Origin of the sequence: Solilutibacter pythonis (assembly GCF_003697345.1) — a bacterium.
Lineage (GTDB): Bacteria > Pseudomonadota > Gammaproteobacteria > Xanthomonadales > Xanthomonadaceae > Solilutibacter > Solilutibacter pythonis.
The window spans coordinates 99588-126125 of the sequence record NZ_RFLY01000007.1 but is presented as its reverse complement, the minus strand read 5'-3'; the positions used below and the strand labels follow the sequence as shown (position 1 = coordinate 126125).

At 68.4% G+C, this 26538-nt stretch carries 24 protein-coding genes and 1 pseudogene; 12 read left to right on the top strand and 13 right to left on the bottom strand.

Annotation, left to right across the window (positions count from 1 at the left end; genetic code table 11):
* Positions 1 to 65: 65 nt before the first annotated feature.
* Entirely contained in the window at positions 66 to 2240 is a 2175-nt protein-coding gene (gene uvrD / locus EBB59_RS06555) for a DNA helicase II (RefSeq protein WP_122101350.1), read from the bottom strand.
* A gap of 511 nt (positions 2241 to 2751) precedes the next feature.
* On the bottom strand, positions 2752 to 3309 hold the full coding sequence (locus EBB59_RS06550) for a TIGR00645 family protein (RefSeq protein WP_122101349.1): 558 nt from the start codon (positions 3307 to 3309) through the stop codon (positions 2752 to 2754).
* 338 nt (positions 3310 to 3647) lie between these two features.
* On the opposite strand from EBB59_RS06550, the pseudogene EBB59_RS06545 reads away from it, so the two are divergent.
* Positions 3648 to 3833, top strand: a pseudogene (locus EBB59_RS06545) (hypothetical protein); the annotation flags it as partial.
* 51 nt (positions 3834 to 3884) lie between these two features.
* On the opposite strand, the gene EBB59_RS06540 reads toward EBB59_RS06545, so the two are convergent.
* Positions 3885 to 6221, bottom strand: coding sequence for a S9 family peptidase (locus EBB59_RS06540; protein ID WP_122101348.1), 2337 nt, complete (start codon positions 6219 to 6221; stop codon positions 3885 to 3887).
* Between the two features lie 68 nt (positions 6222 to 6289).
* A complete protein-coding gene (locus EBB59_RS06535; protein WP_122101347.1) occupies positions 6290 to 6976 on the bottom strand; it encodes a YdcF family protein in 687 nt (228 codons plus the stop codon).
* Positions 6977 to 7093: 117 nt separating this feature from the next.
* Between EBB59_RS06535 and EBB59_RS06530 the strand changes: the two genes are divergently transcribed.
* From EBB59_RS06530 to EBB59_RS06515, 4 genes are read left to right on the top strand one after another with little or no spacing between them, the layout of a single operon-like run.
* A complete protein-coding gene (locus tag EBB59_RS06530; protein ID WP_122101346.1) occupies positions 7094 to 8284 on the top strand; it encodes a beta-ketoacyl-[acyl-carrier-protein] synthase family protein in 1191 nt (396 codons plus the stop codon).
* Positions 8281 to 9057, top strand: coding sequence for a beta-ketoacyl synthase chain length factor (locus EBB59_RS06525; protein ID WP_122101345.1), 777 nt, complete (start codon positions 8281 to 8283; stop codon positions 9055 to 9057). The genes EBB59_RS06530 and EBB59_RS06525 overlap by 4 nt, the downstream gene beginning before the upstream one ends.
* 3 nt (positions 9058 to 9060) lie before the next feature.
* Positions 9061 to 9864: a glycosyltransferase family 2 protein gene (locus tag EBB59_RS06520; RefSeq protein WP_122101344.1), complete on the top strand. Its 804-nt coding sequence runs from the start codon at positions 9061 to 9063 to the stop codon at positions 9862 to 9864.
* Positions 9861 to 11483, top strand: a complete 1623-nt coding sequence (locus tag EBB59_RS06515; protein ID WP_122101343.1) for an NAD(P)/FAD-dependent oxidoreductase — start codon at positions 9861 to 9863, stop codon at positions 11481 to 11483. The genes EBB59_RS06520 and EBB59_RS06515 overlap by 4 nt, the downstream gene beginning before the upstream one ends.
* 57 nt (positions 11484 to 11540) lie before the next feature.
* Here EBB59_RS06515 and EBB59_RS06510 read toward each other — a convergent pair whose 3' ends face one another.
* The 6 genes from EBB59_RS06510 to EBB59_RS06485 form a co-directional block, all read right to left on the bottom strand.
* Entirely contained in the window at positions 11541 to 12035 is a 495-nt protein-coding gene (locus EBB59_RS06510; RefSeq protein ID WP_122101342.1) for a hypothetical protein, read from the bottom strand.
* Positions 12036 to 12067: 32 nt separating this feature from the next.
* Positions 12068 to 12802: a 3-oxoacyl-ACP reductase FabG gene (gene fabG, locus EBB59_RS06505; RefSeq protein ID WP_425451804.1), complete on the bottom strand. Its 735-nt coding sequence runs from the start codon at positions 12800 to 12802 to the stop codon at positions 12068 to 12070.
* Positions 12803 to 12827: 25 nt separating this feature from the next.
* On the bottom strand, positions 12828 to 13259 hold the full coding sequence (locus EBB59_RS06500; RefSeq protein WP_122101340.1) for a hotdog family protein: 432 nt from the start codon (positions 13257 to 13259) through the stop codon (positions 12828 to 12830).
* A complete protein-coding gene (locus tag EBB59_RS06495; RefSeq protein WP_122101339.1) occupies positions 13252 to 15600 on the bottom strand; it encodes an MMPL family transporter in 2349 nt (782 codons plus the stop codon). The genes EBB59_RS06500 and EBB59_RS06495 overlap by 8 nt, the downstream gene beginning before the upstream one ends.
* Positions 15601 to 15665: 65 nt before the next feature.
* Positions 15666 to 16208 carry a hypothetical protein gene (locus EBB59_RS06490; protein ID WP_122101338.1) on the bottom strand — a complete coding sequence of 181 codons (543 nt, stop codon included), beginning with the start codon at positions 16206 to 16208 and terminating at the stop codon, positions 15666 to 15668.
* The gene (locus EBB59_RS06485) at positions 16208 to 17485 is read right to left on the bottom strand and encodes an acetyl-CoA C-acetyltransferase (RefSeq protein ID WP_122101337.1); all 1278 of its coding nucleotides are present in this window, start codon (positions 17483 to 17485) and stop codon (positions 16208 to 16210) included. Before EBB59_RS06485 ends, EBB59_RS06490 begins: the two co-directional genes overlap by 1 nt.
* A gap of 75 nt (positions 17486 to 17560) precedes the next feature.
* Here EBB59_RS06485 and EBB59_RS06480 point away from each other — a divergent pair, with 75 nt between their 5' ends.
* Positions 17561 to 18433, top strand: a complete 873-nt coding sequence (locus EBB59_RS06480) for a hypothetical protein (protein ID WP_122101336.1) — start codon at positions 17561 to 17563, stop codon at positions 18431 to 18433.
* A gap of 7 nt (positions 18434 to 18440) precedes the next feature.
* On the opposite strand, the gene EBB59_RS06475 is transcribed toward EBB59_RS06480, so the two are convergent.
* Together EBB59_RS06475 and polA are read right to left on the bottom strand one after the other, a co-directional pair.
* A complete protein-coding gene (locus EBB59_RS06475) occupies positions 18441 to 18989 on the bottom strand; it encodes a DUF421 domain-containing protein (RefSeq protein ID WP_122101335.1) in 549 nt (182 codons plus the stop codon).
* 297 nt (positions 18990 to 19286) lie between these two features.
* Positions 19287 to 22040 carry a DNA polymerase I gene (polA, locus tag EBB59_RS06470; RefSeq protein ID WP_122101334.1) on the bottom strand — a complete coding sequence of 918 codons (2754 nt, stop codon included), beginning with the start codon at positions 22038 to 22040 and terminating at the stop codon, positions 19287 to 19289.
* Between the two features lie 70 nt (positions 22041 to 22110).
* On the opposite strand from polA, the gene EBB59_RS06465 reads away from it, so the two are divergent.
* Positions 22111 to 22380 carry a DUF2782 domain-containing protein gene (locus EBB59_RS06465; protein ID WP_122101389.1) on the top strand — a complete coding sequence of 90 codons (270 nt, stop codon included), beginning with the start codon at positions 22111 to 22113 and terminating at the stop codon, positions 22378 to 22380.
* A gap of 204 nt (positions 22381 to 22584) precedes the next feature.
* Here EBB59_RS06465 and EBB59_RS06460 read toward each other — a convergent pair whose 3' ends face one another.
* A complete protein-coding gene (locus tag EBB59_RS06460) occupies positions 22585 to 23349 on the bottom strand; it encodes a uroporphyrinogen-III synthase (protein WP_122101333.1) in 765 nt (254 codons plus the stop codon).
* Between the two features lie 39 nt (positions 23350 to 23388).
* Between EBB59_RS06460 and EBB59_RS06455 the strand changes: the two genes are divergently transcribed.
* The 5 genes from EBB59_RS06455 to EBB59_RS06435 all read left to right on the top strand — a co-directional run bounded on the left by EBB59_RS06455 (position 23389) and on the right by EBB59_RS06435 (position 26480).
* Positions 23389 to 23883: a YiiD C-terminal domain-containing protein gene (locus EBB59_RS06455; RefSeq protein ID WP_245979108.1), complete on the top strand. Its 495-nt coding sequence runs from the start codon at positions 23389 to 23391 to the stop codon at positions 23881 to 23883.
* Between the two features lie 29 nt (positions 23884 to 23912).
* Entirely contained in the window at positions 23913 to 24332 is a 420-nt protein-coding gene (locus EBB59_RS06450) for a hypothetical protein (protein ID WP_122101331.1), read from the top strand.
* A 63-nt stretch (positions 24333 to 24395) separates the two neighbouring features.
* A complete protein-coding gene (locus EBB59_RS06445) occupies positions 24396 to 24827 on the top strand; it encodes a rhodanese-like domain-containing protein (RefSeq protein ID WP_122101330.1) in 432 nt (143 codons plus the stop codon).
* Between the two features lie 75 nt (positions 24828 to 24902).
* Positions 24903 to 25433 (top strand): protein-export chaperone SecB, encoded by a 531-nt coding sequence (secB, locus tag EBB59_RS06440; protein WP_122101329.1) that lies wholly within the window; start codon positions 24903 to 24905, stop codon positions 25431 to 25433.
* Positions 25434 to 25454: 21 nt separating this feature from the next.
* A complete protein-coding gene (locus EBB59_RS06435) occupies positions 25455 to 26480 on the top strand; it encodes an NAD(P)H-dependent glycerol-3-phosphate dehydrogenase (protein WP_122101328.1) in 1026 nt (341 codons plus the stop codon).
* Positions 26481 to 26538: the final 58 nt, after the last annotated feature.

Sequence of the window (26538 nt, the reverse complement as noted above, 5' to 3'; positions counted from 1 at the left end):
CGCACCGCCACTGTGAGCGGCACCGGGGTGGGAACCGGCGCCGCGACCTGGCGGGGCCTGCCGGCCTACGCCGGCTGCAAGTGGGCGTAGGCCAGTACCAGCCATTTGCTGCCGGCCTGGTCGAAGTTCACCTGCACGCGCGCGTGCGCGCCGTTGCCTTCGATATCGGTGACGGTGCCAAGCCCGAAGCTGGCATGGCGCACGTTGGCGCCCAGCGCGATGCCTGGCGACTCGATTGGCGCATGTCCGTAGTTGCGCCGCGCGGGCGATTGATAGGGGCGGGCCACTTGCACCTTCGGCCGGATTTCGTGGATCAGCGTCGGTGGGATTTCGCGCAGGAAGCGCGAGGGCAGGCCGATCATGTCCTGCCCATGCAGGCGACGTGTTTCGGCATGCGAGAGCACCAGCTTCTGTCGTGCGCGGGTGATGCCGACATAAGCCAGCCGGCGTTCCTCCTCCAGCCGGCCGCTTTCCTCCACGCTGCGCGCGTTGGGAAACAATCCTTCTTCCAGGCCGACCAGGAACACCAGCGGAAACTCCAGCCCCTTGGCGCTGTGCAGGGTCATCAGTTGCACGCCGTCGTCGCCGGCATCGGCCTGGCCTTCGCCGGCTTCCAGGGCGGCATAGGCGAGGAAGGCGACCAGCTCCGAGAGCTGCGCGGAGTCCTCGTCGTCGCCGCGCACGAAGCGCGAGGCCACGCTCACCAGTTCGTCCAGGTTGTCGACGCGCGAATCGAGGCTGTTCTTCGATGCCTTCTCGTAATGCGCGCGCAGGCCGGAGCGCGCCAGTACATGGTCGATCTTGTCCTGTAGCGGCAGTTCCGTGGTTTCGTCCGCCAGTTGGTCGATGAGCTGCGCGAAGCCGGCCAGTGCGTTCTTCGCCCGCGCGTTCAGCGTGTCGCCGGTCATGGCGAGCTTGCTCGCTTCCCATAGCGCCACGCCGGCGCCGCGCGCGATGCGTCGTACTTCGTCCAGCGTGCGCTCGCCGATACCGCGGGTGGGCGTGTTGACCGCGCGCTCGAAGGCGGCGTCGTCCGCGCGCGAGGCGACCAGGCGCAGATAGGCCAGCGTGTCCTTGATTTCCATGCGCTCGAAGAAGCGCATGCCGCCGTAGACGCGGTATGGGATTTGCCCGGCCAGCAGGGTTTCCTCGAACATCCGCGATTGCGCGTTGCTGCGGTAGAGGATCGCCGCCTCGCTCCAACTGCCGCCTTCGTTCACCCATTGGCGGATGCGCTCGATGACGTAGCGCGCTTCGTCGATCTCGTTGTAGGCGGCGTAGAGATCGATCGTTTCGCCGTCGCCGGCGTCGGTCCACAACTGCTTGCCGAGCCGCTCCGGGTTGTGCGCGATCACCGCGTTGGCGGCGTTGAGGATGTTGGCGGTGGAGCGGTAGTTCTGTTCCAGCCGGATGGTTTTCACTTCGGGAAAATCGCGCAGGAAATGCTGCACGTTCTCCACCTTGGCGCCGCGCCAGCCGTAGATCGCCTGGTCGTCGTCGCCAACCGCGAAAACATGGCCGCTCTCACCGGCGAGCAGGCGCACGAAGCCGTACTGGATGGCGTTGGTGTCCTGGAATTCGTCGATCAGAAGTTCGCCGAAGCGTTGGCGGTAATGGGCCAGCAGGGCCGGTGTGTCACGCAGGAGTTCCAGCGCGCGCAGCAGGATTTCGGCGAAATCGACCAGCCCGGCGTTGTCGCAACGCTCCTGGTAGAGCGCGTAGGTCTTCAGCATCACCTGGCTCCATTCGTCGCCGGCGGGCTGGATGTGTTGCGGGCGGCGGCCCTCGTCCTTCTGCGCGTTGATCCACCACACGATTTGTCGGGGCGGGAAGCGTGCTTCGTCGAATTCCAACTGCTGCACCACGCGTTTGACCAGCCGGAGCTGGTCGTCGCTGTCGAGGATCTGGAAGCCTTCGGGCAACTTCGCGTCCCGCCAGTGCAGGCGCAGCAGGCGGTGGGCGAGGCCGTGGAAGGTGCCGATCCACATCCCGCGCGCGCCATGGCGCAGCAGCGTTTCGGCGCGATGGCGCATCTCGCCGGCGGCTTTGTTGGTGAAGGTCACGGCGAAGATGCCGTGCGCCGGCACGTTGTGGACTTCGTTGAGCCAGGCGATGCGGTGGGTGAGGACGCGGGTCTTGCCGGAGCCGGCCCCGGCCAGCACCAAAGTGTGGGCGGGGGGCGCGCTTACCGCTTCGCGTTGGGCGGGATTGAGACCGTCGAGCAGGTGGGAAACATCCATCGCCGCATTCTACGTGGGCGGTGCTGGTTGGATGCGCGTGGTGCCCGGCGCGTTGCCGGCATACTGTGTCTGGTGGCGTGGTGGCGGTTCGTTTTCGCCAAGGCCGCATAGTTGCCATGGCCCGCCTTGTCTGGCGCCGGCCGGCAGGCTGTGGCGGATGTGATCGCTGGCGTCATCGGCGTGGTTTCGCGGCAGCCGCTTCGCCTGGGCGCTGGCATCGGTTGAACTGGCGGGCGCGTGTGGGCGGACCCGCCGCGTGGCGCGGAGATGGGCGAGGTGCGTTTCGAAGGCGTTCGGCTGCCCGGGGAATGGCGGGATGCGTGTTCGGCTACGGGGGCCGATTCCGTTACGCCGGATTCTCCTGACTTGTCGGGCAATGATCGTCCGCGCACGGCTTGAGCGATCGCCGTCAGTTCGCATCGCGCGTGCAGGCCCTCGGGCGGCGGGGGCGGATTCGTGGCCAGGCTCGACCGCGCACCCCGTCTGGCGGGTGCGCGGTCGCCGGAGTCGCTCAATGTGCGCGCTTGCTGGCCGCTGCGTTCATCAGCCGGTCGGTCCAGGCGATGCCGATGGCCGAGAGGATGAACACGCAATGGATGATGGTCTGCCAGACGACCCCTTGCACGGTGTAGTTCGAATCTGCCGCGCCCAGATTGCCGATGGCGATGAACGTCTTGAGCAGATGAATCGAGGAGATGCCGATGATCGCCATCGCCAGTTTCACCTTCAGCACGCTGGCGTTGACGTGGCTGAGCCACTCGGGCTGGTCGGGGTGGCCTTCCAGGCGCAGGCGCGAGACGAAGGTCTCGTAGCCGCCGACGATCACCATCACCAGCAGGTTGGAGATCATCACCACGTCGATCAGGCCCAGCACGGCCAGCATGATGAGCTGCTCGGTCATTTCGGTGGCGTGCATCACCAGGTGCCACAGCTCCTTCATGAACAGGAACACGTAGACCACCTGCGTGGCGATCAGGCCGAGATAGAGCGGCAACTGCAACCAGCGCGAGGCAAAGATCAGGCGCGGCAACGGGCCAAGATGGGCGGGTGTTTGGGGAGCGTTGGACATGGGGATTGCGTGAGTATGGGCAGCGCGCAGGGTAACGGGGCGGGATGAAATGGCAAAGCGGGCGGGGCCCCTCACGGGCTTTCGGCATCGACCCGCCAGCGGCGGTGCTGCGACTGCCCCGATTGGCCTCGGCGACCCGGAGCAAGGCCGGATTTATACGTAAATAAAAATCCTCGCCCCTCAGGACGGGGATTTTTATTTCGCAACTCGTTCATGGATGGCACAGCCTCTCTTTCGACAAGAAGCCCACGACGTCCAGCGCGGCAGCGGGCTGGGCGCCATCTCGTTGGCGCAACCCCTTGTGGGTGATGACCGGTTTCGCCGCCACGGCCGCACTCGCCACCAGCCATCTGGACGTGAGCAACGAACACCTGGTGAACGAAGCGGTGAGGCGCTTGGACGTCACCAAGGTGATCGTGGCGCACCGGCCCGAAACCATTGCCAGCGCCGACCGGGTGCTGGTGATGCAGGGTGGGAAGATCGCGCGGGAATTCAAGCCGGGGCGGGCGGAAGTGGCGGCATGAGGGAGTTGGCCATGCCGGGGTTTCCCGGCGTGGCGCGCGGCGGGGGGAGATTCACGGTGCCGGTGGCTTGATTTCGTATGGCTTCGGGGGTTCCGCGCCCAGCAGGTGCCGGACGAAATAATCCCAGCGGCGGCGCATTACGTACCAGCCATCCTGGCCGAAGCCGTGGCGCGCCTGGGGTAGCAGCAGCAGGTCGAAATCCTTGTTGGCTTTCGTCAGCGCATCGACCACCAGCAGGGTGTTTTGCACCGGCACGTTGTCGTCCAGCATGCCGTGGATCAGGAATAGCTTGCCTTTGAGATTGGCGGCGTGCGCGGCGTTGTCCTGGCCGGTGTAGTTGCTGGTGCCGTCGGGCTTCTTCGCCATCAGGCCGTGGTAACGCTCGGCCCAGTCGTCCTCGTAGCTCAGGTTGTCGTGGTTGCCGGCCTCGCTGATGCCCACTTTGAAGAAGTCCGGGTATTGGAACATCGCGGTGGCGGTGGCGTTGCCGCCGCCGGAATGGCCCCAGATGCCGGCGCGTTCCAGGTCGATCCACGAGTGCCGTGCGGCCAGTTGTTTCATGCCCGCGACTTGGTCGGGCAGGGTGTTGTCGATCATGTGGCCGTAGTAGGCGTCCTGGAACGCCTTGCTGCGCCAGGGCGTACCCATGCCGTCCATCGCGACGACGATGAAACCCAATTCCGCCAGCGCCTGGTGGTCGATCTGCGCGGTGGCGAAGCCGCGGGTGCGGATCGAGCCGGTCTGCGGGCCGGGGTAGATGTAGTTGACGATCGGGTACTTCCGCTTGGCGTCGAAGTGGGAGGGCTTCCACATCATCCCGTACACGTCGGTCCGGCCGTCGCGGCCCTTGACGGTGAATTTTTCCGGCGCGCGCCAGCCGGCGGCCTTGAGCCGGGCGATGTCGGCGCGCGCGAGCGTCCCGGTTTCCGCGCCGTCGCTCATCCGCCTCAGCACGCTGATGGGAGGCGAATCGCTGGTGGAATGAGTGTCGATGAAATATTCGCCGCCGTCCGATATCTGCACGCGGTGGTCGGCGTCCTCGGGCGTCAGCAGCCGCACGTCGCCGCCATCCAGGCTGGCCTTGTAGAAATGTTTGAAATAGGGATCGCGGCCCGGTTCGCGGCCGACGCCGTGGAACCACACCGTGCGGCTCGCCTCATCCAGCCGGAGCAGTTCGCTGACGTTCCAGTCGCCACGGGTGATGGCGTGTTTTTCGCGGCCGGTGGCGAGGTCGTGCAGGTAGAGGTGGCCCCAGTTCGATTTCTGCGTCCACCACAGGAATTCGTTGGATTCCGGCAACCAGCGCCAGTTCACCACGCCACCGATGCCGCTCTCGAACTGGGTTTCGACCGTTTCCAGATACACGTCGCGTACCTGGCCGGTGGCCGCATCGGCCACCCGTAGTTGCGCCGACTTATGACCGCGATCGGTGCTGACGAAGGCCAGCGACCGGCCGTCCTTCGCCCATTGCACGTCTTCCCAGCCGCCGTTGCAGCTGACGTGGTCGCAACTGGTGGAGCGGTGGAAATCCGCCGGCATCCGCAGGCGGACGACGCGCGGCGTCCGCCCGGCCAGGTCGATCACCACTCGTTCGATCATGAAGACGTGCTCGTCGCCGGCGAACGGGTATTTCCATTGCCGTGCCTCCGGCGCGCCGACATTCGTGCCGACCATGGTCATGGTGTTCACCCGGCGGCCGTCGTGGCGGAAGGTGGCGATCTTGTCCGAGCCTGGCGACCACGCCACGATCGCCCTGTCGCTGTGTACCCAGCCGGCGTTGTCGGTGGCGTAGCCGTAGTCCTTCGCACCGTCGCGGGTCAGCGGCGTTTCGGCGCCGCTGGCGATGTCGCGCAGCCATAGGTTCCAACCACGGATGAATACTTCGCGCTTGCCGTCGGGCGATTTCACCGGCGTGCCGTCGCCGTCCGTTCGCGCCGGTTTTTCTTGCTTGAGGCAGGCGCCGTCGCGTTTGCAGGCGTAGTCGTCGCCGGCGTAGGAAAAATGCAGGTCGTCTCCGTCCAAGCGGAGTTCGCGCAGCTTGCCGGCGAATTCGCCGGCGGCGACCGGCTGGCCGCTGGCTTTGGCCAGCGCCTCGGCCAGCGATGCGTGATCGATGGCGGGAAGCGCCCGGCCATTGGCCGCATCGAAGCCCCTCAGGCGCGATTGGCCCGCGCGCGTTTCCACCCACAGCACGCGGTTGCCCGGTTGCCAGCTCAGCGATTTGGCCGCGCCATCCACCAGCGGGTCGAGCTTGTGCGCCAGCATCGCCTCGGCGCGGGCGTAGTCGGCTTCGGTCAGTTGTTTTGGGGCATGGGCGGTCTGGGCGTGGCTCATCGGCGAGGCGAGGGTGAGCATGGCGAGGGTGGCGATGGTCGGGCGGAGCGGCATCGTGGCATTGGTCGGATGGAAGCGGTGGAGAGCGATGCTACCCGTTGCGCCGGGCCGGTGCAGACGCCTCAGGTCACGCGTTCGAGCATCCGTTTCGAGCCGATCAGCCGCGCCCAGCGTGTGCCGATGTCGACCAGGCAGACGTAGCCCGCTTCGCCCGCCAGCCGCCACAGGTTGCGCGGCGACCATTGAAAATGCGCCTCGGCGGCGCAGAGTTCGGCTTCCAGCCCCAACTGGCGCGCGAACAGCGCGCAGCGGGCGAGGTGATAACGGCTGCTGACCAGGGTGATCGGGCCGCGGTGAGCGGTTTCGTGCAGCAGGGCGCGGGCGTTGCGTAGGTTTTGCAGCGTGTCGCGCGAGTGGTTTTCCAAGTGCAGCCGTGCCGCGTCCACGCCGCCGCGGGCGAGCAGCGCGGCCTGGGCGATCTCGGCCTCGCTGCGCTGGCCGGCCGGGCCGCCGCCGAGCAGGAAGATGCGTTCCGGCCCGTGCGCGCTCCACAGATGTCCGGCGCGCTCGATGCGGGCGCCGAAATCGGCATCGATATGCCCGCCCGGCGCGTGCTTGCCAAACAGCAGCACGCAGCGCGCTTCGGCCGGTTGGCAGCCGGCGCGGCGCGCCACCCGCAGAACGTGGGTGAAGTAGGCGGCATAGACCAGGCCGGCGCTCAGCGTGCAGGCGGCCAGCGCCACCGCGCTGACGTGCAGCACGTCGCGGTCGATCAGGAGGGAGATGCGGTGGGCGGCGCGGCTGGTCATTTTGCTGAATATTATGCCGCGATCGTGACGGCCCTCCGGAGGGCCGTCGCTATACTTCGGCGGCAAACGCCAGCCGGAAAACCTGTGCCCGCCAGTCCCATCGCAACACCCGCGCCGATGCGCCCGCTCGCCATCAGCGCCTGGACCGCCACCACCGCGCTCGGTCGCGGCCGCGAGGCCCAGCTCGCGGCCCTTCGCAATGAAGCCAGCGGTCTGAGCCGCAACGATTTCGGCCCGCTGGCCGGCGGCGCGCCGCTGCCGACCTGGGTCGGCCGGGTGGCGGGGCTGGAGGATGCCGCCTTGCCGGACGAATTCGCCGAATGGGAATGCCGCAACAACCGGCTGGCCTGGCTGGCGTTGGCGCAGGATGGCCTGGCCGATGCTGTGGCGGCGGCGCGGGAGAAATACGGCGCCGGGCGCGTCGCGCTGGTGGTGGGCACGTCCACGTCCAGCATCGGCGCCACCGAGGAAGCCTATGCGCGCCTGGAGGATGGCCGTTTCCCCGCCGATCTGCGCCGCCCGCGCGTGCACACGCCGCATTCGCTGGGCGCTTTCCTACAGGCGGCGACCGGGTTGCGGGGGCCGTGCATCACGGTGGCGACCGCGTGTTCGTCTAGCGCCAAGGTGTTCGCGCAGGCGGCGCGGCTGATCGATGCGGGGCTGGTCGATGCCGCGCTGGTCGGCGGTGTGGATACCTTGTGTGGCAGCGTGCTTTACGGCTTCAACGCGCTGGGATTGGTGTCGGCCAACCCATGCCGGCCGTTCGATGCGCGCCGCGATGGTCTTTCGCTCGGCGAGGCCGGCGGCTTCGCCCTGCTTGAACGCGACGACCCGTGGGCGGCGCTGCGGCTGGCCGGCTATGGCGAGTCCAGCGACGCCCACCACATGTCGTCGCCGCATCCCGAAGGATTGGGCGCCCAGCTCGCCATGCGCGATGCGTTGGCGCGCGGCGGCATCGCGGCCGCGCGGCTGGACTATCTCAACCTGCACGGCACCTCGACGCCGGCCAACGACAGTATCGAGGCGGTGGCGGTCGCGGCGCTGTTCCCCGCCGCCTTGCACGCCAGTTCGACCAAGGGCTGGACCGGGCACACGCTGGGCGCGGCGGGAATCGTCGAATCGGCGATCGCGCTCCTGGCGCTGGAGCGGGGCTTTCTGCCCGCCACGCTCAACAGCGCCGAGCCCGATCCCGCCTGCGGCCCGCAGATCCGTTTCGAGGCGCAACGAAAGCCCATTGGATACGCGATGAACAATTCCTTCGGTTTCGGCGGCAACAACTGCTCGCTGCTGTTCGGACGCGCGGCATGAGCAGCTTGAGCGCGCATGTCGAGGGCATCGGTTTCTGGTCGAAGGGGTTGCCCGGCTGGGCCGAGGCGCGGGCGTTCGCGCAGAGCGGCGAATTGCCGGAAAACGCGCCGGCCAAGCCGTCGCCGCAGCTCCTGGCGCCGAACGAGCGCCGGCGTGCGCCGGAATCGGTGGCGGTGGCGCTTCAGGTGGCGTTGGCCGCCTGCCAGGCCGCCTGCCGCGATCCCGCCACGCTGCCATCGGTATTCACCTCCACCCACGGCGATCTCGCCATCACCGACTACATGAGCGAGACCCTGGCCGGGGACGATCCGGCCGCGATCTCGCCGACCAGATTCCACAATTCGGTACACAACGCCGCGGCCGGCTACTGGACCATCGGTGCCGGTTGCATGCGCCCGGCCACCGCCGTCTCGGCCTACACCGCGAGCTTCGCCCAGGGCTTGCTGGAGGCGCTGGCGCAGCTCGAAGCCGGCGAGGACGCGGTGCTGCTGGTCGCCTACGACACCGGCGCGCCCGGCCCACTGGCCGAGGTCTCGCCCACGACGGGCGTGCTGGGCGCGGCGCTGGTGCTGTCGAAGTCCGGCGCGGGGCCACGTATCGACGCCCGGCTCGAAGACGGTACGGCCTCGCCGGACGATGGGCCGTTGGCGCTGCGCGATGCCGGCAACGCCATGCGGCCGATGCTACCGTTCTTCGACGCTCTGGCGGCCGGCGCCGCCGGGGTCGCGCTCGATGCCGGCGCCGGCCGCGTGCTCCACATAAGCCTTGGATAAGCGATGCGACTCGACCGCCACAACACCGCCATCGTCATCCCCGCGCTCAACGAGCGTCTGCGCATCCGCGAAGTGATCGAAGGCGCCCTGCGCGAGGCCGACAGCGTGATCGTCATCGACGACGGTTCCGACGACGGCACCGCCGATTGCATCGCCGATCTGCCGATTACCCTGCTCCGCCATGCGCGGCGCATGGGCAAGGGCGCCTCCCTGCGCGACGGCTTCGCCGAGGCGCTGCGCCAGGGCAAGGCGGCGGTGGTGACGATGGATGGCGATGGCCAGCACCAGGCCAGCGACGTGCCGCGGCTGATCGCCGCCGCCAACCGCCACCCGCGCGCGCTGATCAACGGCGCGCGGATCCGCCGTCGCGAGCAGCAGCCGTTCCATCGCCGCCTGGGCAACGATTTCGGCGATTGGGGCATCAGTTGGGGCTGTGGCTTCCTCGTTCGCGATACCCAGTCCGGCCAGCGCCTGTATCGCGCGCCGGCCTGCGCGCTTGGCGAGATTCCCGGCGAGGATTTCGTCTACGAAGCGCAGATGCTGATTTCCTGCGCGCGCGAACTGGGCTACCGGGTGGTCTCGGTGCCAATCGAGGCGCGCTACAAGACCGTGCATTCCGGCGAACAATTCCGCCGCAGCCACTTCCGTCCGCTGCGCGATCTCTGGCGCATCACCTCGCACGTGGTCGGGCAGGTGTGGCGTCGGGGCGACGTGGTGGCCGAATACCGTCGCACCCGCGCCAATCCGCCGCTGATCGACGATGCCGACGGCGTCCTGCGCCCGTTGCGCGGGAAAGCCGCGACGTGACTGGCGAACGTTGCGACGTCGTCATCCTCGGCGGCGGTCTGGCCGGAATGACGCTCGCCCTGCAACTGCGCCGGCAGGACGCGGCGCTCCGCATTCGCGTGCTGGAGCGGCGCGCGCACCCGGTGCCGGAAGCCGCGCACAAGGTCGGCGAATCCACCGTCGAAATCGGCGCGCACTACTTCGCCCAGGTGCTGGGCCTTTTGCCGCACCTCAAGGCGCGGCACATCCGCAAGTTCGGTTTCCGCTTCTTCTTCAGCGAGGGCGCGCGTCGCATCGACCGCTGTACGGAACTCGGCGTCAGCATGACGCTGCCGACGCCGTCCTGGCAGATCGATCGCGGCCGTTTCGAAAACTTTCTGGGCGCGCATCTGCGCGAGGCCGGCATCGGGTTCGTCGAGGGCGCCTGCGTGCGCGAGGTGAGCCTGGCCGACGACGACGCGCCGCACCGCGTGCGATATGCGGTGGATGGCGTCTCGCACGAAATCGAAGCGCGATGGGTGGTGGATGCCACGGGCCGCGCCGGGCTGCTGAAGCGCCAGCTCGGCCTGGCCCAACCGAACGATCACGATGTCAATTCGGCCTGGTGGCGGGTCGAGGGCTTCGTCGACCCCGATACCTGGTCGGACGATGCCGGCTGGCACGCGCGCTGCGACCCGCCCGAGCGCTGGCGTTCGACCAACCACCTGTGCGGGCCGGGCTACTGGGTCTGGCTGATCCCGCTGTCCTCGGGCGCGCACTCGGTCGGCATCGTCGCCGATGAAGCGATACACCCGTTGGCATCGATCAACACGCACGACAAGGCGATGGCCTGGCTCGACGTCCATCAGCCGCGGCTGGCGGCAAGCCTGCGCGCGCCAGGGCACGCCGTGCTCGATTTCCGCTTCCTGCGCCACTTTTCCCACGAATGCGCTGAGGTGTTCTCGCCAAGGCGCTGGGCGCTGACCGGCGAGTCCGGCTTCTTCGCCGACCCGTTCTATTCGCCGGGCAGCGACATCATCGCCATCTCCAATACCTATGTCGCCGAACTGATCCGTCTCGATCGCGGCGGCCAACCCATTACCCTGCACGCGGCGTTGTTCCAGCAGCTTTATCGCGGCTTCTACGACAACACCATGTCGTTGTATCGCGGCCAGTACGCGCTGTTCGGCAACGCCGAAGTGATGCCGGTCAAGGTGATCTGGGATTACACCTTCTACTGGGCGCTGCTGGCGCCGTTGTACATGTCTGGCCGCATCGCCGAGCTGACGATGCTGGGCCGCCTGCGCCCGTGGATGGAGCGGGCGACACAGCTCAACGCGGCGATGCAGCCATTGCTGCGCGCCTGGGGCGAAGCCTCCGGCTACGGCACGCCGGAGGATGGCCGTTTGCTCGACCAGCACCGCATCGGCTGGTTCCACGAGCTGAACCGCGCGCTCGGCGATGCGCTGGACGATGACCGCTTCGCCGCGCGCATCGCCGGGAACGTCGGGTTGATGGCGCGGCTCGCGGCGGAAATCCGGGCGAAGGCCACCGCGCGCCACCCGGATATCGATACCGGTGCGTTGGCCGCCCTGCTTGCGGGCGTCTCCCCGCCCGTCGAGCCGATGCTCTCGGCCGAGTGGTATCCCACGCGCGCCTGAAGCGGATACGAAAGAGGCGCTCCGGGGAGCGCCTCGCGGGTCGGATGTGCGTCGGGATCAATCGCCGAGGTTGGCGCCGTCGCGCGGCGCGGCGAGCCACTCGGCGATGTCGCGGCCGATCACCTTGACCGTGCGGCCCAGCACCGAGCAGGACCCCTTGAAGCCGGCGAAGGCGCCGCCCATCGAATTGCGCCGGGCGCGGAAACTGGCGACTTTCTCGCCACCTTCGTACAGCGAGCCCCTGACCTTGGTGAACTTCTGGTGGCCGATGAACGCATTGCCCATGCTCACCGCGTCGGTGATTTCAAGCGTCAGCACGCGTCCACTGCCGGTATCCGGGGCGGCGGCGACCAGTTCCACCGGCACGCTCGAGTACTGCTTGATGAAATCCGCCAACTGCTCGCCGATGCTGCATTCGCTCTTGATGCTGTCGGAAATGTCATTGTCCTCGGCGTAGGGCACCGGCTTCTGCAAGGTGACCGATTGCGCCTGCGCCTGCGCCGTGACCGCCATGGTCGCCGCGGCCGTCATGACCATCCACTTCTTTTTCATGCGTGTACTCCCCATTGGTTGTGCGATTGGTGTCAGCTCATGCCGCCGTCGACGCCCACGATCTGGCCGTTAATGTAACCCGCCGCCTCGCCGCACAGGAAGGCGGCCAGCGCGGCGACTTCCGCGGGCTTCCCGGCGCGGCCGGCGGGCACCATCGCCTTGATCCGCTCGGCGGGGAAGGCCGACTCGGCCATGTCGCCGGTGATCACGCCCGGCGCGATGGCGTTGACGGTGATGCCGCGGCTGGCCATTTCGCGCGCCAGCGATTTGCCGGCCCCGTGCAGCGCCGCCTTCGCCGCGGCGTAATTGGTCTGGCCCCGGTTGCCGAGCACGGCGGCGACGCTGGAAATGTTGACGATGCGGCCCCAGCGGGTGCGCGCCATCGGCAGCAGCAGCGGCTGGGTGACGTGGAAGAAACCGTGCAGCGACACGTCGATCACGCGCCGCCACTGCGAGTCGCTCATGCCGGCCATCGGCGCGTCGTCGTGAATGCCGGCGTTGTTGACCAGGATCTGGATCGGCCCGGCTTCGAGCAGCCTGCCAATCTCGCGACGGCTGGCCTCGGCATCGGTGACGTCGAAGGCGACGGCCTCGGCGCTCCCGCCGTCGCCGACGATCTCCCCGGCCACCGCCTGCGCGCGCGCCAGGCGGGCATTGGCATGGACGATGACGTGATGACCGGCCGCGGCCAGCGCGCGGCAGACGGCGCCGCCAATGTCGCCGCTGCCGCCGGTGACGAGCGCGCGTCTGTTCGATGTGGGGTTCACGGTGGTTTCCATTCGGTTCGAAGGTTCAATTTTGCAGCATCACCGCCGCGCGGCCCTCGGCGAGGCATTCGCCGGCATGGGCGATGCGGAAGCCGTATTGCTGGCTGTTCTCCGCATCGATCAGCAGCTCGGCGGTGCAGACCAGCTCGCCGGGCAGCGTGTCGATGCGTGAGACGTGCAGCGTCACCCCGCGCAGCGCCACCAGGAAGCCTTTGCGCGCCGCGCCGCCGCCCCGCGCCAGCAGGCCGCCGTGCACGGCCATCGCCTGCGCGCCGTATTCGCACAGGTGCAGCGCGCGCAACTGGCCGTCGCTGCGCAGTGGATGGGCCGGGTCGCGGTGGGAATCGGTGGCGACTTGCACGTGTCGGTCGTCGAAGCCGAGCACGCGTCGCCACAGGCACATCGCGCCCTGGTGCGGGATCAGCGTGGCGATGTCGATGTCGAGCGGTTCATTCATGCGCGCGTTCCTCGCGGGTGGCCGGCTGCCGGGCGATCAGCAGGCCGAGGATGAAATTGAGCAGCACGCCGAGCGTCACCGGCAGGCCGATCGCGCGCAGCACCGGGATCGACGACAAGGCCAGCAGGAAGAACACCAGCACCGTCATCAGGCTGCACACGATCAGCGCGTGCAGAGTGCGCAGTTGGTCGCGGATGCCGTCGCCGGCGTGGTCGAAGAACAATGCGTAATCCAGGCCGAGGCCGGCGGCGAGGATCAGCGCGACCAGGTGGAACAGGTTGAGTTCGATGCCGAAGCCGCGCAGCAAGGCCAGGACCAGCAGCGTGGTCAGGGCCATCGGCAGCAGCACGCGCGCGCTGCGGTGCGGATCGCGCAGGGCGAACCAGACCGTGGCCGCCAGCAGCAGTGCGGCGGCCGCCAGTGACCACAGCACGCGCACCCGGTATTGCGCCACCAGCGATTCCGAGGCGGCCTTCATGTCGATCGGCCGCACTCCGGCGGCGTGCGCGGCGGCGAGGAAACGCCCTTCGTCGGTAATGCCGGTGATCGATATCAACGCGCGGGTCCGGTCGCCGCCTTCGCGCAACAGGCCGGCCAGCGAGGTGGCGAGGGGCGTGCCGGCGAGATCGTGCGGGGCGAGCGGCCCGGCCTGGCGGGCGGCTTCGACATCGCGTTGGAAATCGGCGAAGGCGTCGGGCTGGAAATCGCCGTTGGCGAGTGCTTCGCGGAGGGTCGCGGCGAGTGTCGCGGCATCGGGCAATTTCGCCTGCCGCGCGCGCTGGGTGGCTTGCGAGGGCAGGTAGCGCGCGGCCATGTCGTAACCGGCCATCGCGCCGGTTTCGCGCATCGCGTCGAGTGCCGGGCGCAGCGCTTCGCTCTTTCGCAGCGCCTCCTCGGCGTTCTGGCCGTCGAGCGCGATGAGATAACGCACGTCGGGCGCGCCTAGTTCGCCGCGCAGGCGCGCATCGCGCAGCATGAGTTCCTTCGGCACCGGGGTCAGCTTGGAGAGGTCGTTCTCCCAGAACGGCCCCGGCGCGAACAGCATGACGGCGAGCGAAAGCAGCGCGAGCGCGGCCAGCATCCAGGCGCGCGGGCGTGGTACCCGCTCGATGCCGCGCCAGAGCGCGCCGATGAAGCGGGAATCGGCGGGGTCGCGCGGGTCGGGGTCGATCAGGGCCGGGAGAATGAAGCGGGTGGACAGCGCTGCCGCCAGCAGGCCGGCGATGGTGAACGCGGCCAGTTGCTTCAATCCATCGACGCCGGAGACCAGGAAGGTGAGGTAGGCGATGCAGGTGGAGGCGACGCCGGTGGCGAGCGTCGGCCAGATCGCGCGCGCGTTTTGCCACGGCGTGACGCCGGGACGCTGGTGCGAGAACAGATGTACCGGGTAATCCTGCACCACGCCGATCAGGGTGAAGCCGAAGGCCACGGTGATGCCGTGCATGCCGTCGAACAGCAGCGCCACCGCCGCCAGGCCGGCGATGCCGGCGCTCGCCAGCGGCAGGATGCCGAACAGCGGCTGCCGCCAGCTGCGGTAGGCGATGAGCAGCAACAGCACCAGGCCGATGCCGTCGAGGGTGCCGATCCAGCTCGCCTCGCGCGCGGTGCGGCCGCCGATCACCACCGAGATCGGGCCGGGGCCGCTCATCTCCATCGTGCTGCGGCTGGCGCCGCGCGCGGCTTCGAAGGCGGCGCGGATCGCGTTCACCGCCGCTGCCTGCCCGGTCGGATCGAAGCCCGGCGCGCGGGTTTCCGCCACCAGCAGCGCGCGCTTGCCGTCGCGGCTGAACCAGACCTCGTGCAGGCGCCGTGGGCCGCCGGCGGGCTGCCAGCTTTCGGCCAGCTTCAGCGTTTCCAGCGTGGGATCGGCGGGAATCAGCGGCTCCAGCAGGCCGGCGGCCGGCGAGCCGAGGTCGGCGATGCGCTCGTCCAGTTCACGTCGCAGGTAATCGGCGTCCAGCCGCTGGCGGTCGAGCGTGGGCGAAAGCAGGTAGCGGTAGGGGCGCAGATGCCCGGGGATCGCATCGAGACTTTGCGCGCCGCCGTTGGCGACCAGCAGGAACTGCGGGTCGGAGGACAGCGCGCCGGCCATCGCAGTGGATTGCGTGGCCAGGGTTTGGTCATCCGCGCCGGAAAGCGCGACGAGGATCAGCCGTGAGCCCGGCCCTTCGCCTAGCTCGTCCATCAACAAACGTTGTTCGGCGGTGACGGGCGTCGGCATGAATTTGCGCAGGTCGCCCGACATCTTCAGGTTGGCCGAGAGCCAGCCGCCGGCCAGGAGCAGCAGCGCGAACCAGACGAGCGCGCAGGCGAGGCGTTGCGGGGGCGAAAGTGGCTTCATCGAAGGGCCAGGAGCGGGGCGGAGGGCGACATGGTAGAGGGTCGGTGCCGTGGTGCGCCCGTGCCTCAGCGCAGCAGGATTTTCGCTGCGATGGCGGCTACCTGGTTCTCGTAGCCATCGCCGGCCACGGTGCGCAGATCGGCGCGGATGCTCTCATCGTCGAACAGCCGCCAGCCCTGCGCGGCGAAGTGCGCGCGCAGCCAGTCGCGGTCGGCGGCGCTGGCGATACGCGCGGCGGCCAGGGCCAGTTGCGGCTGGGCGTTCTCGGCCACCGCGCCGGCGGCGGTCAGTTGCAGGCGCAGGCGGTTCAGCACGATCTGGCGCAGTGGCGCATCGTTGAACAGCTTGTATCGCCCGGCGCGTTTCGGGTCGCTGCCGTCGAAGCCGCGCCTCGTCACCCCGCGTGAATCCAGGTAGGACTTGCATTCCACCGCCAGCAAGCGGTTTTCCGCGCCCCGGTAGGCCAGCAGATCGATTTCCCAGCGTGGCGCGGAATGCCGGCCGATGGCGATTTTCTCGTCGCGGGTGAGTGCGACCTTGTAGCCCGCGCGGACCCACCAGCCACGACGTTCGAGCAGCCCGGCGACCAGCTGCTCGAAGGCGTCCATCAGCGTTCGAGGATCGCCACCACGCCCATCCCGCCCGCCGTGCAGATCGAGATCAGGCAGCGGCCGCCGCCGCGCTGGGCCAGCTCCTTGGCGGCGGTCGCGACGATGCGCGCGCCGGTGGCCGCGAATGGATGCCCGGTGGCGAGCGAGGAGCCGTTCGGGTTGAGCCTGGCCGGATCGATCGGGCCGAGCGCGCCGGTCAGGCCGAGGCGGTTCTTGCAGTAATCCTCGCTTTCCCACGCGGCCAGCGTACACAGCACCTGGGCGGCGAAGGCTTCGTGGATTTCGTAGAAATCGAAATCCTGCAAGGCTAGGCCGTTCCTCGCCAGCATTTCCGGCACGGCGACCGTCGGCGCCATCAGCAGGCCCTCACCGCCGACGAAATCCACCGCCGCCACCTGCGCGTCGCGCAGCCACGCCAGCGGTTGCAGGCCGTGCGCCTGCGCCCATTCGGCGCTGGAGAGCAGGCAGGCCGCCGCGCCGTCGGTGAGCGGGGTGGAGTTGCCGGCGGTGAGCGTGCCGCGGCCGGAGCTTCTGTCGAAGGCGGGCTTGAGCGTCGAGAGTTTCTCGATGCTGGAATCCGGGCGCAGGATGTTGTCGCGCCGGACACCGCGAAACGGCACCACCAGGTCATCGAAAAAGCCGCGTTCGTAAGCCGCCGCGAGCTTCTGGTGCGAGGCCGCCGCCAGTGCGTCCTGCGCCTCGCGGCCGATTTGCCATTCCTTCGCCATGTCCTCGCAATGCTGGCCCATCGACTTGCCGGTGCGCGGCTCGGCCACGCCGGGGAACGAGGGCTTCAGCCAGCCGGGGCGGAAGCGCTTGAACGCGGCCAGCCGGCCGCCGAGCGTCTTGGCCGCGTTGGCGGCCAGCAGCGCGCGGCGCAGTTTTTCGCCGTAGACGATCGGCACGTCCGAGGTGGTGTCCGAACCGCCGCCGATGCCCGATTCGATCTGCCCCATGGCGATCTTGTTGGCGATGTGGATGATCGTGTCGAGCGAGGTGCCGCAGGCGCGCTGCAGGGTGATGCCGGGCGTCAACGGCGACAGGCCGGAGGACAGCGCGGCTTCGCGGCCGAGGTTCCAGTCGCTGGAGTGCTTGATGACCGCGCCCATCGCCACTTCGCCGAGCTGTTGGCCCTGGAGGCCGAAGGTCTCGACCAGCGCGCCGAGCGTGCGTACCGAGAGGCCGAAGTTGCCGATGTCGGCGTAGGCGGTGTTCTGGCGGCAGAAGGGAATGCGAGTGCCGCCCAGGATGGCGACGGGACGTTTGGCAGACATGCGTTTCCTCGAACCATGCGCTATCGCACGGATTAGAATGCGAGTCTAACGCCCGTTTGAAGGTCTTGCCACGCGATGGCTGCCCCCGATCCCGATCTTTCCGTGCTGGCGCTGATGGCGCTGGAGTGGATGCCCGACGCGCCGCCGCCGCATCCCGCGCTGGCGCAGCAGGAAGCGGGCCAACTGGCCGAGCGCATCGGCCACGACCTGGCGCTTCTGGTGCCGGCAGTCGCCAGTCTCGACCTGCTGCTTCTGGGCGCGCACTTCGACCCCGCCGAGGTGCTGCGTCCGGGCTGGCCGGTGCATCGCCGATTGCACGAACTGCGTCTGCGCGCGCCCGGCCGCGGCGGCGGGCCGCGTATCATCGCCTTCGGCGCCGATGGCGAAGACGTCCCGCAGCCGCTGCATGCCGATGCGGCCTTCCAGGGCGGTACGCTGCGGGTGCTGCCGCTGCTGCTGGCCGGGCAAGACGCGGCGGCGGTGGGCGCGGAGCTGGAAGCCTCGTTGCTTGACCGCGGCATGGCCCGCTCCGAGACCGCGCTGCAAGCCCAGGCCGCCTTCGCCAGCCGGATCGAACACGCCCGCTACCTGACCGTCCACGATCTCGCCGCGATGACCGCCTTGCAGTACCGGCACATGGGGCTGGAACCGCTGTGGCCGCTGATCGAGACCGCGTTGCTGGCGCCAGGGGAGGAGGTCTGGCTGGATGCGCCGCCGGAGCCGCTGTTGCGCTTCAAGGACGGCGAGGTCCGCATCGCCCTGTTCTCCGACCTGGCTTGGCGCCGGCGCTACGCGCCCGTGGAAGCCGAGCCGGCGCGGCTGGAACGGATGCGTGGCTATTTCGAGGCGCGTCAACGCCAACTGGCGGCGGTGCTGGGGGCGCATGGCATCGATGTCACCTACGTCGACTGCCCGGCCGATGCCGATCCCCGCATCGTGCTGGGCTGAGCCGTGCTCAGGTCCGCGGCAACTGGGGCCTGCGCTTGCGTCGGCGGTGGTGCGGGCGGTGCAGCGGCTGGCTGGCGGCCAGACTTTCCCTGGGCAGGACGCTGATGCTGCCGTTGGTCTCCAGGATCGCCACGCCGATGTCGCCGACGTGGGCGATGTTGTTGATGCGCAGGGCTTCGCGCAGATCCTCGTGGCTGACCAGTTCGCGCTTCAGCACGTTCTCGAAAATCTCGCCGTTGCGCGCCAGCACCACCGGATCGCCTTCGATCCACCGCTCGAAGCCGTGCCAGCGGGCGCTGGCCCAGGCCACCGCGTAGTTGAGCGCCACCAGGCAGGCGGCGAGGATGAAGGCGCCGGTCAGGGAGTTGTCGCCGCCGTTCAGGCCGTTCTGCACCGCGTTGCCGATCAGGATCAGCAGCACCAGGTCGAACGGGGTGAACTGGCCCACCGCGCGCTTGCCGGAGACCCGGATCAGCCCGATCACCAGCAGATAGATGACCAGCGCGCGCAACACGAAATGCCACCACGGCGCGGAGAGTTGCAGCAGGTCGGACATGGCGGCACTTCGGGCGGGAGCGGGCGCTTAGCTTAAGCGCATAAAAAACCCCGCCGGAGGGGGCCGGCGGGGCGAGGGGTTGGAACGGATCTGGGGAGGGATGCCGTTCCGGGATCTGCTTCAGGGGAGGGAAGCGATCCAGTGACAGACGTTGCATCTGTCACGGGGACAAGTAGACCATCCGGTAGATGGACAATTCCTGAACCGCTCCGGCGATAAAATATCTATCGGCTATTTTGTTCAGCACCCGTTCAAAAAAGATGCGGGGAGCAGCGTGTTCATTTTTGATTGAAGGCGTCAATGGGCTTCGTCCCAGTTGATCCCGGTGCCGCAATCGACCACCAGTGGCACCCGCAACTCGGCGGCGCCGGTCATGCGCGCGGTGACGCCTTCGACCAATGCGGGGAGGAAGCACTCGTCGGCTTCGAACACCAGTTCGTCGTGAACTTGCAGGATCATCAGCGCGTGCTCGCGGTGAGCGGCCAGCCAGCCGTCGATCGCCACCATCGCCCGTTTGATGATGTCGGCGGCGGTGCCCTGCATGGGCGCGTTGATCGCCGCGCGCTCGGCCCCGGCGCGCTGGGCCTGGTTGCGCGAGTGGATGTAGGGCAGGTACAGCCGCCGGCCGAACACGGTTTCGACGAAGCCCTGGCCGCGCGCCTGCTCGCGGGTGCGCTCCATGTAGTCGCGCACGCCGGGGTAGCGGGTGAAGTACAGCGCGATGTAATCCTGCGCCTCGGCGCGCGGCACGCCCAGTTGCCGCGCCAGCCCGAAGGCGCTCATGCCGTAGATCAGGCCGAAGTTGATCGCCTTGGCGGCGCGGCGCTCGTTGGCGCTCACATCGGCGATGGGTTTGCCGAAGACCTCGGCGGCGGTGGCGCGGTGGATGTCGTCGCCACGCTCGAAGGCGGTGATCAGCGCCGGGTCTTCGGAGAGGTGCGCCATGATGCGCAGCTCGATCTGCGAGTAGTCGCAGGCGACGAGTTTCCTGCCCGGCGGCGCCACGAAGGCGCGGCGGATGCGGCGGCCGTCCTCGCTGCGGATCGGGATGTTTTGCAGGTTGGGGTCGGAGGAAGCCAGCCGTCCGGTGGCCGCGCCCGCCTGGTGATAGCTGGTGTGTACGCGGCCGGTGTCGGGGTTGACCATCTCCGGCAGCTTGTCGGTATAGGTGCCGCGCAGTTTCGCCAGGCCGCGATAGTCGAGGATCACGCGCGGCAGTTCGTGCTGGTCGGCGATGGCCTCCAGCGCCTCTTCGTTGGTCGAGGGGGCGCCGCCCGGGGTCTTGACCAGCACCGGCAGCTTCAGTTCGTCGTAAAGCAGGGCGGCAAGTTGCTTGGGGGAATCCAGGTTCAAGGTGCGCCCGGCGATTTCCGTCGCTTTGCGCTGCGCGTCCAGCATGCGCTTGCCAAGATCGGCGGATTGCCGGCGCAATTCTTCGCCGTCGATCAGTACGCCGTTGGCCTCGACGCGTTCGAGCACCGGCACCAGTGGCATCTCGATGTCGCGGTAGACCTTTTCCAGCGCCGGCGCGGCGGCGAGTTTCGGTGATTGTGCGCGGCACAGGCGCAGGGTGATGTCGGCGTCCTCCGCCGCGTAGCGGGTGGCGTCGTCGATGGCGACTTCGGCGAATGAAATCTGCTTGGCGCCCTTGCCGGCGACGGCGCTGTAGGGAATGGTGTCGAGGCCGAGTACGCGTTTGGCCTGCGAGTCCATGTCGTGGCGCTGGCCGGAGTCGAGCACGAAACTTTGCAGCAGGGTGTCCTCGGTATAGCCACGTACTTCGATGCCGTGGCGGCGCAGCACGTGCAGGTCGTATTTTCCATGCTGGCCGATCTTCCTTTTGCGTGGGTCGGCCAGGAACGGGCGTAGCGCCGCCAGTACTTCCTCCAGTGGCAATTGCGCCGGCGCGCCGGGCGCGCGGTGCGCCAGCGGGATGTAGCAGGCGCGGCCGGGCGCGACCGACAGGCTGATGCCGACCAGTTGGGCGCGCATGGCGTCCAGGCTGTCGGTTTCGGTATCGAAGGCGAAGGCGTCGGCGGCGTCGAGCCGTTCCAACCAGCCGTCGAGCCGTTCGCGGCTCAGCACGGTGTCGTATTCGCCGGCCACCGTCAGCGCCGGGTCGAGTTCCGAGGTGTCCGCCATCGTCGGCGCGGCGACGAAACCGCGCGCGGGCGTGGGCAGTTTCGCCAGTGGCTCGGCCGCCGCGCCGCCTTCAAGTTCCTTCAGCGCCTGGTTGAAGCCGTAGCGCGTATACAGCGTGCGCAATGCTTCGGCGTCGCGTTCCCGCAAGGCCAGCGCGTCGAAGCGTTCGGGCAGCTTCAGGTCGGTGCGGATGGTGGCGAGCTGGCGGTTCAGCGGCAGCCGGTCCAGCGCCGCGCGCAGGTTCTCGCCAATCTTGCCTTTGATCGCGCCGGCATGTTCGATCACGCCGTCGAGCGTGTCGTATTCGGCCAGCCATTTGGCCGCGGTCTTCGGCCCGCACTTGTCCACGCCGGGAATGTTGTCGACCTTGTCGCCGACCAGCGAGAGGTAATCGACGATCTGCCGCGGATACACGCCGAATTTCTCGAATACCGCCTGGTCGCCGTCGAGCCGGCCGCCGCTCATGGTGTTGACCAGCGTGACGTGCGGACGCACCAGTTGCGCCATGTCCTTGTCGCCGGTGGAGACGACCACCTCGGCGCCGGCCGCGGCCGCTTGCAACGCCAGCGTGCCGATCACGTCGTCGGCTTCCACTGCGGTCTCGCGCAGGATCGGCAGGCCGAGCGCGGCGACGATTTGCATCAGCGGTTCGACCTGCGCGCGCAGGTCGTCGGGCATCGGCGGGCGGTTGGCTTTGTATTCGGGGTCCAGTTGGTCGCGGAAGGTGGGGCCGCTGGCGTCCATCACGAAGGCGATGTAGTCCGGCGCCTCCTTCAAGTGCGCGCGCAGCATGTTGACCACGCCGAACAGCGCGCCGGTGGGCTCGCCCTGCGCGTTCGATAGCGGCGGCAGTGCGTGGAAGGCGCGGTAGAGATAGGAGGAACCGTCGATCAGCACGAGCTTTTTCATGCGGCGATGATACGCTCGGGGCCGCGCCGGCCATGCTGTAATACGGGCGGCCGAGATGATGGGGTATGCGATGAACAAGGGCGTCCTGCTTTCGATCCCGCTGGCGCTGGCCGCCTGCGCCGGCACGCCGCGTCCGCCCGAGGGCGCGCAGGTCACGGTGCGCACCGAAGGCAATGGCGACGTGGTGGAGGAGTACCGCGTCGGCGGCATGTTGCGGATGGTCAAGATCACGCCGCGCCGTGGTGTGTCCTATTACCTGGTCGATCGCAATGGCGATGGCCGTTTCGACAGCAAGCCGGGTGATCTGCCGGGCGTCTATTACAAGCTTTACAGCTGGTGAGCGCGTATGGATGAAGCCGCCCGGCGCGTGTCGGGGCTTCATCCCGCCGGCGGCTCCGGCATGTGGACGCGGCTCAAGCAGGGTGAGGGGGGCTGGTCGGTCTGGCTTCATCCCGCCGTGAGGGCTTGGCATGTGGACGCGGGGCCGGGCGCGTTGCTTCCCCGGCCCGTTTCCACGCGGCGGCGGGGGGGGCGTCTTTCCGTATTACGCCGATGGCTGGATGGCCGCCAGCAGGTCGCGGGGCCGCGCGCTGGCGGCCATGTTCACGCGCGGGTATCCGTGCTCGCGCGCGAGTTGCGCCAGCCGCGCGCTGGCGGCGATCACCGTGGCGCGCCGGCGCAGCCGTTCCGCGAGGTCGTCGGGCAGTTGCGCCAGCCACTGGCCGAAGGCTTCGCCGCTGGAGAGGGCGATGGCCACCGGCAACGCGGTATCGCCCAGCGCCGCGCGCAGCCGCGCGATGCCGGCCGGGGCCAGGGCGCGCGGTTCGCGCCGGTAGACGTCGGCGCGGCGGACGCGTATTCCGCGCGCCGTGAGTTGGCGGAAGATTTCACCGCGCCCGCCCGGCGCGGTGATCAGGCCGACTTCGTCCCCCGCCGTCAGCGCGGTGAAGGCGGGCAGGGCCAGCAGGCCCTCGCTGTCCATCCGCGTCGGGGCCTGGGTCTGGACGATGCCCGCGCGTTGCAGGGCGCGTCGGGTGCCTTCGCCGATGCCGAAGTGCTTCCGCCCGCTTTCGCATGGCAATGGCCGCAGCGCGTGCGCGGCCCGTACCGCCGCCGGGCTGGTGAACAGCGTCCGCGGGCAGGCCAGCGCTTCGGCCAGGGCGGTTCGTGTGTCTTCGTCGTCGCATGCGCGGATACGCCAGGGCGACATCGCCAGTACCCGGCCACCGTGGCGCGCGGCCAGCCGGCGCAGGGGGGCGTGCTCGCCGCTTGGGCGCAGCGAAATCAACAGGAATCCGGCGTCGCGCATGCGGCCATTGGAACCGCCTCCGCGACGAAATGAAAGCCGGTGCGGCTAACATTCGACATCCTCGCCTGGAACGCCCTCGACATGCACGATCCGCACGAGCTGCTGGCGAGGCACCTCGACCAGATTCCGATGGTGCGCGCCATGCGGGTGTCGATCGACAGGATCGATGCCGGCTCGTTGTGGCTGTCGGCGCCGCTGTCGGTCAATCTCAACGACAAGGGTTGCGCGTTCGGCGGTTCGCTGGTTGCGCTGGCGACGTTGGCCGGTTGGGCGCTGGTGACCGCGCGGCTGCGCGAGGCCGGCCACGAAGCCGAGGTGTTCGTCGCCGACAGCGAGGTCAAATATCGCGCGCCGTTGTGGGACGACCTGCGCGCCGAAGCGAGTGCCGCCGAGGGAGCGGATTGGGACGACTTTCTCGCCGTCTTCGCGCAGAAGGGGCGCGCCCGTATCGCGATCGAAGCGCGGGTGCCGCGTGCCGATGGCGAGGTGGCCACCGCCATGCGCGCCCGTTACGTCGCCATCGCCAAGGGGTAGGATGGCGTTTTCCAGGCCGTCCGCTTCCCATGCGCGTTTTTCGTCTGTTGCTTTCATCCTTCCTCCTCGTCCTGGTCGCGGGCTGCGCCAGCGAGGGGGCCGTCCGCGCCGGTGCGCTCGACAAGGCCCAGTACGCGTGGTCGGCGGCGATCCGCTGGGGCGACCTCGATGGCGCCTGGGCGCTGCTCGGCACGGATTACCGCAGCCGCCACGTTCTGACCGAGCTTGAGCGCAATCGCTGGAAGCAGGTCCAGGTCAGTTCCTATCGGGTGCTCTCCAGCGAGCCGACGGGGGAGGATGGTTCGCGTCGCGAGGTGGAAATCGGCGTGGTCAACCGCCACACCCAGACCGAGCGCCAGGTGCGTTACCTCGAACGCTGGCGCTGGGACGCCGCCGCCAAGACTTGGCGGGTTGATTCCGGCCTGCCCGATCTCTGGGCCGGCCGCTGAGCCGTCCCCGCGCGGTCGGGGCGGCTGTGTCAGAATCTCCGGCCTTCCATTGGGTTCCCCGCTGTGACTGAGTTGTTCGAATTCCTCGGCCGCCACCTGTGGCTGTCGCTGGCGCTGGCCGGCATCACCCTGGCGCTGGTCTATACCGAACTGTCGCGCTTCTGGCAGGGCTTCAAGGCCCTCAAGCCCGGGGAACTGACCGCGCTGGTCAACCGGGAGAACGCGCTGGTCATCGACATCCGCGCCATGAACGAATTCCAGCAGGGCCATGTTTCCGGCTCGAAGAACGTGCTGATGAGCCAGTTCGACCCCGAGAGCAAGTTGCTGGCATCGGCCAAGTCGTTGCCGGTGGTGGTGGTCTGCAAGACCGGCATGACCGCCGCCGGCGCCGCCAAGCGCCTGGTCAAGGCCGGCTTTGAGAAGGTCTACGTGCTCGATGGCGGCATCGCCGCCTGGCAACAGGCCGACCTGCCGCTGGTCAAGGGCCGCGGCTGAGCGCGGCGGCCCCCTTGCGGGGCCATGCGATAATCCCCAGATTGCAATTCTTCCACCCATTCCACGGAGTTACTCATGTCCGAAGACATCGCCAACGGCGCCGCCGCCCCCGCTGAACAGAATGCGCAGGGCGCGAGCTTCTCGGTCGAGAAGATCTACACCCGCGATGTCTCGTTCGAGTCGCCCAACGCGCCGCAGATGTTCAACGAGCAGGGCCAGCCGGATCTGTCGATGAACCTCAACCAGCGCGTCACCCAGCTCAACGACAACGCTTTCGAAGTGGTGCTGGGCGTGACCCTGACCTGCAAGCTGGGCGAGAAGACCGCCTATCTGGCCGAAGTGCAGCAGGCCGGCGTGTTCGGTCTGGCCGGTTTCGACCCGGCCGGCCTCGACGCCATGCTCGGCGCGCATTGCCCGGCGGTCCTGTACCCGTATGCGCGTGCGGCGATCAGCGAACTGGTCGGCAATGGCGGTTATCCGCCGTTCCAGTTGCAGCCGATCAACTTCGACGCGCTCTATGCCGAAGGTCTGCGCCAGCGCGCCGCCGAGCAGCAGGAGACGCAGGGCGAGCTCAATCCTGGCAGCGAAACCGCCGGCAACGCCTGATTGGCGTTTCGTCGCTTGACGATGAATGCCAAGGCCGAACCCGTCGCCGTTCTCGGCGCGGGTTCCTGGGGAACCGCCCTGGCCACGTTGTTGGCGAGGAAGGGCCATGCCGTCACCCTATGGGGGCGCGATGAAGCCATTGCCGCCGCCATCGACGGCCGTCACGAAAATCCCCGTTATCTGCCCGGCATCGCGTTGCCGGAGAACCTGCGCGCCACCACCGATCTCGCCGCCGCGTTGAAGGATGCGGCCTGGGTGCTGGTGGCGACGCCCTCGCACGCTTTCGCCGAAACCCTGCGCAAACTCTCGCCGCTTCGCCCGCCGCGGGCCGGCGTGGCCTGGGCGACCAAGGGGTTCGAGACCGGCTCCGGTCGTTTCCTGCACGAGGTGGCGGAGGAAATCCTCGGCCCCACGGTGCCGCTGGCGGTGGTCACTGGCCCTTCCTTCGCCAAGGAAGTGGCGCAGGGCCTGCCGACCGCCTTGACCGTGCACTCGGACGATGCCGGTTTCGCCCAGGTGGTGGCCGGGGCGATGCACGGCCCGGCTTTCCGCGCCTACACGGGCGACGACATGAAGGGGGCCGAGCTGGGCGGGGCGATGAAGAACGTGCTGGCGGTCGCCACCGGCGTTGCCGACGGCATGCAGTTGGGCCTGAACGCGCGCGCCGGCCTGGTGACTCGCGGCCTCAACGAAATGCTGCGGTTGGCCGCCGCCATCGGCGCCAAGCCGGAAACCCTGATGGGTCTGGCGGGATTGGGCGATCTGGTGCTGACCTGCACCGGCGACCTCTCGCGCAACCGGCGGCTGGGGCTGGCCCTTGGAAAGGGGCGCTCGATCGACGAGGCCGTGCGCGAAATCGGCCAGGTGGTCGAATCGATCCAGACCGCCGACGAGGTGATGCGGCAGGCGGAAAAAAACGGCATCGATCTACCGATCTCGCGCGCGGTGCAGCAGGTGCTGCACGGGGATCTGACGCCGGTCGACGGGCTCGGCCAGTTGCTGGCCCGCGAGCAAAAGGCCGAGTACCCGAAGACGCTGTTTTCGTAAGCGTCGAACCGGCGCTTTCGATACTCGCGCCGGGCCGGGCGGGTTTCCGGCCGGTGGC

What these genes read in the sequence shown, in the direction of transcription:
- EBB59_RS06485 (WP_122101337.1), bottom strand. Translation starts at nt 17,485, where the DNA reads ATGTCTGCCAAACGTCCCGTCGCCATCCTGGGCGGCACTCGCATTCCC.
- EBB59_RS06490 (WP_122101338.1), bottom strand. Translation starts at nt 16,208, where the DNA reads ATGGACGCCTTCGAGCAGCTGGTCGCCGGGCTGCTCGAACGTCGTGGC.
- EBB59_RS06540 (WP_122101348.1), bottom strand. Translation starts at nt 6,221, where the DNA reads ATGCCGCTCCGCCCGACCATCGCCACCCTCGCCATGCTCACCCTCGCC.
- secB (WP_122101329.1), top strand. Translation starts at nt 24,903, where the DNA reads ATGTCCGAAGACATCGCCAACGGCGCCGCCGCCCCCGCTGAACAGAAT.
- EBB59_RS06465 (WP_122101389.1), top strand. Translation starts at nt 22,111, where the DNA reads ATGAACAAGGGCGTCCTGCTTTCGATCCCGCTGGCGCTGGCCGCCTGC.
- EBB59_RS06435 (WP_122101328.1), top strand. Translation starts at nt 25,455, where the DNA reads ATGAATGCCAAGGCCGAACCCGTCGCCGTTCTCGGCGCGGGTTCCTGG.
- EBB59_RS06480 (WP_122101336.1), top strand. Translation starts at nt 17,561, where the DNA reads ATGGCTGCCCCCGATCCCGATCTTTCCGTGCTGGCGCTGATGGCGCTG.
- EBB59_RS06525 (WP_122101345.1), top strand. Translation starts at nt 8,281, where the DNA reads ATGAGCAGCTTGAGCGCGCATGTCGAGGGCATCGGTTTCTGGTCGAAG.
- uvrD (WP_122101350.1), bottom strand. Translation starts at nt 2,240, where the DNA reads ATGGATGTTTCCCACCTGCTCGACGGTCTCAATCCCGCCCAACGCGAA.
- EBB59_RS06475 (WP_122101335.1), bottom strand. Translation starts at nt 18,989, where the DNA reads ATGTCCGACCTGCTGCAACTCTCCGCGCCGTGGTGGCATTTCGTGTTG.
- EBB59_RS06520 (WP_122101344.1), top strand. Translation starts at nt 9,061, where the DNA reads ATGCGACTCGACCGCCACAACACCGCCATCGTCATCCCCGCGCTCAAC.
- EBB59_RS06495 (WP_122101339.1), bottom strand. Translation starts at nt 15,600, where the DNA reads ATGAAGCCACTTTCGCCCCCGCAACGCCTCGCCTGCGCGCTCGTCTGG.
- EBB59_RS06530 (WP_122101346.1), top strand. Translation starts at nt 7,094, where the DNA reads ATGCGCCCGCTCGCCATCAGCGCCTGGACCGCCACCACCGCGCTCGGT.
- EBB59_RS06510 (WP_122101342.1), bottom strand. Translation starts at nt 12,035, where the DNA reads ATGAAAAAGAAGTGGATGGTCATGACGGCCGCGGCGACCATGGCGGTC.
- EBB59_RS06450 (WP_122101331.1), top strand. Translation starts at nt 23,913, where the DNA reads ATGCGCGTTTTTCGTCTGTTGCTTTCATCCTTCCTCCTCGTCCTGGTC.
- polA (WP_122101334.1), bottom strand. Translation starts at nt 22,040, where the DNA reads ATGAAAAAGCTCGTGCTGATCGACGGTTCCTCCTATCTCTACCGCGCC.
- EBB59_RS06460 (WP_122101333.1), bottom strand. Translation starts at nt 23,349, where the DNA reads ATGCGCGACGCCGGATTCCTGTTGATTTCGCTGCGCCCAAGCGGCGAG.
- EBB59_RS06500 (WP_122101340.1), bottom strand. Translation starts at nt 13,259, where the DNA reads ATGAATGAACCGCTCGACATCGACATCGCCACGCTGATCCCGCACCAG.
- EBB59_RS06550 (WP_122101349.1), bottom strand. Translation starts at nt 3,309, where the DNA reads ATGTCCAACGCTCCCCAAACACCCGCCCATCTTGGCCCGTTGCCGCGC.
- EBB59_RS06535 (WP_122101347.1), bottom strand. Translation starts at nt 6,976, where the DNA reads ATGACCAGCCGCGCCGCCCACCGCATCTCCCTCCTGATCGACCGCGAC.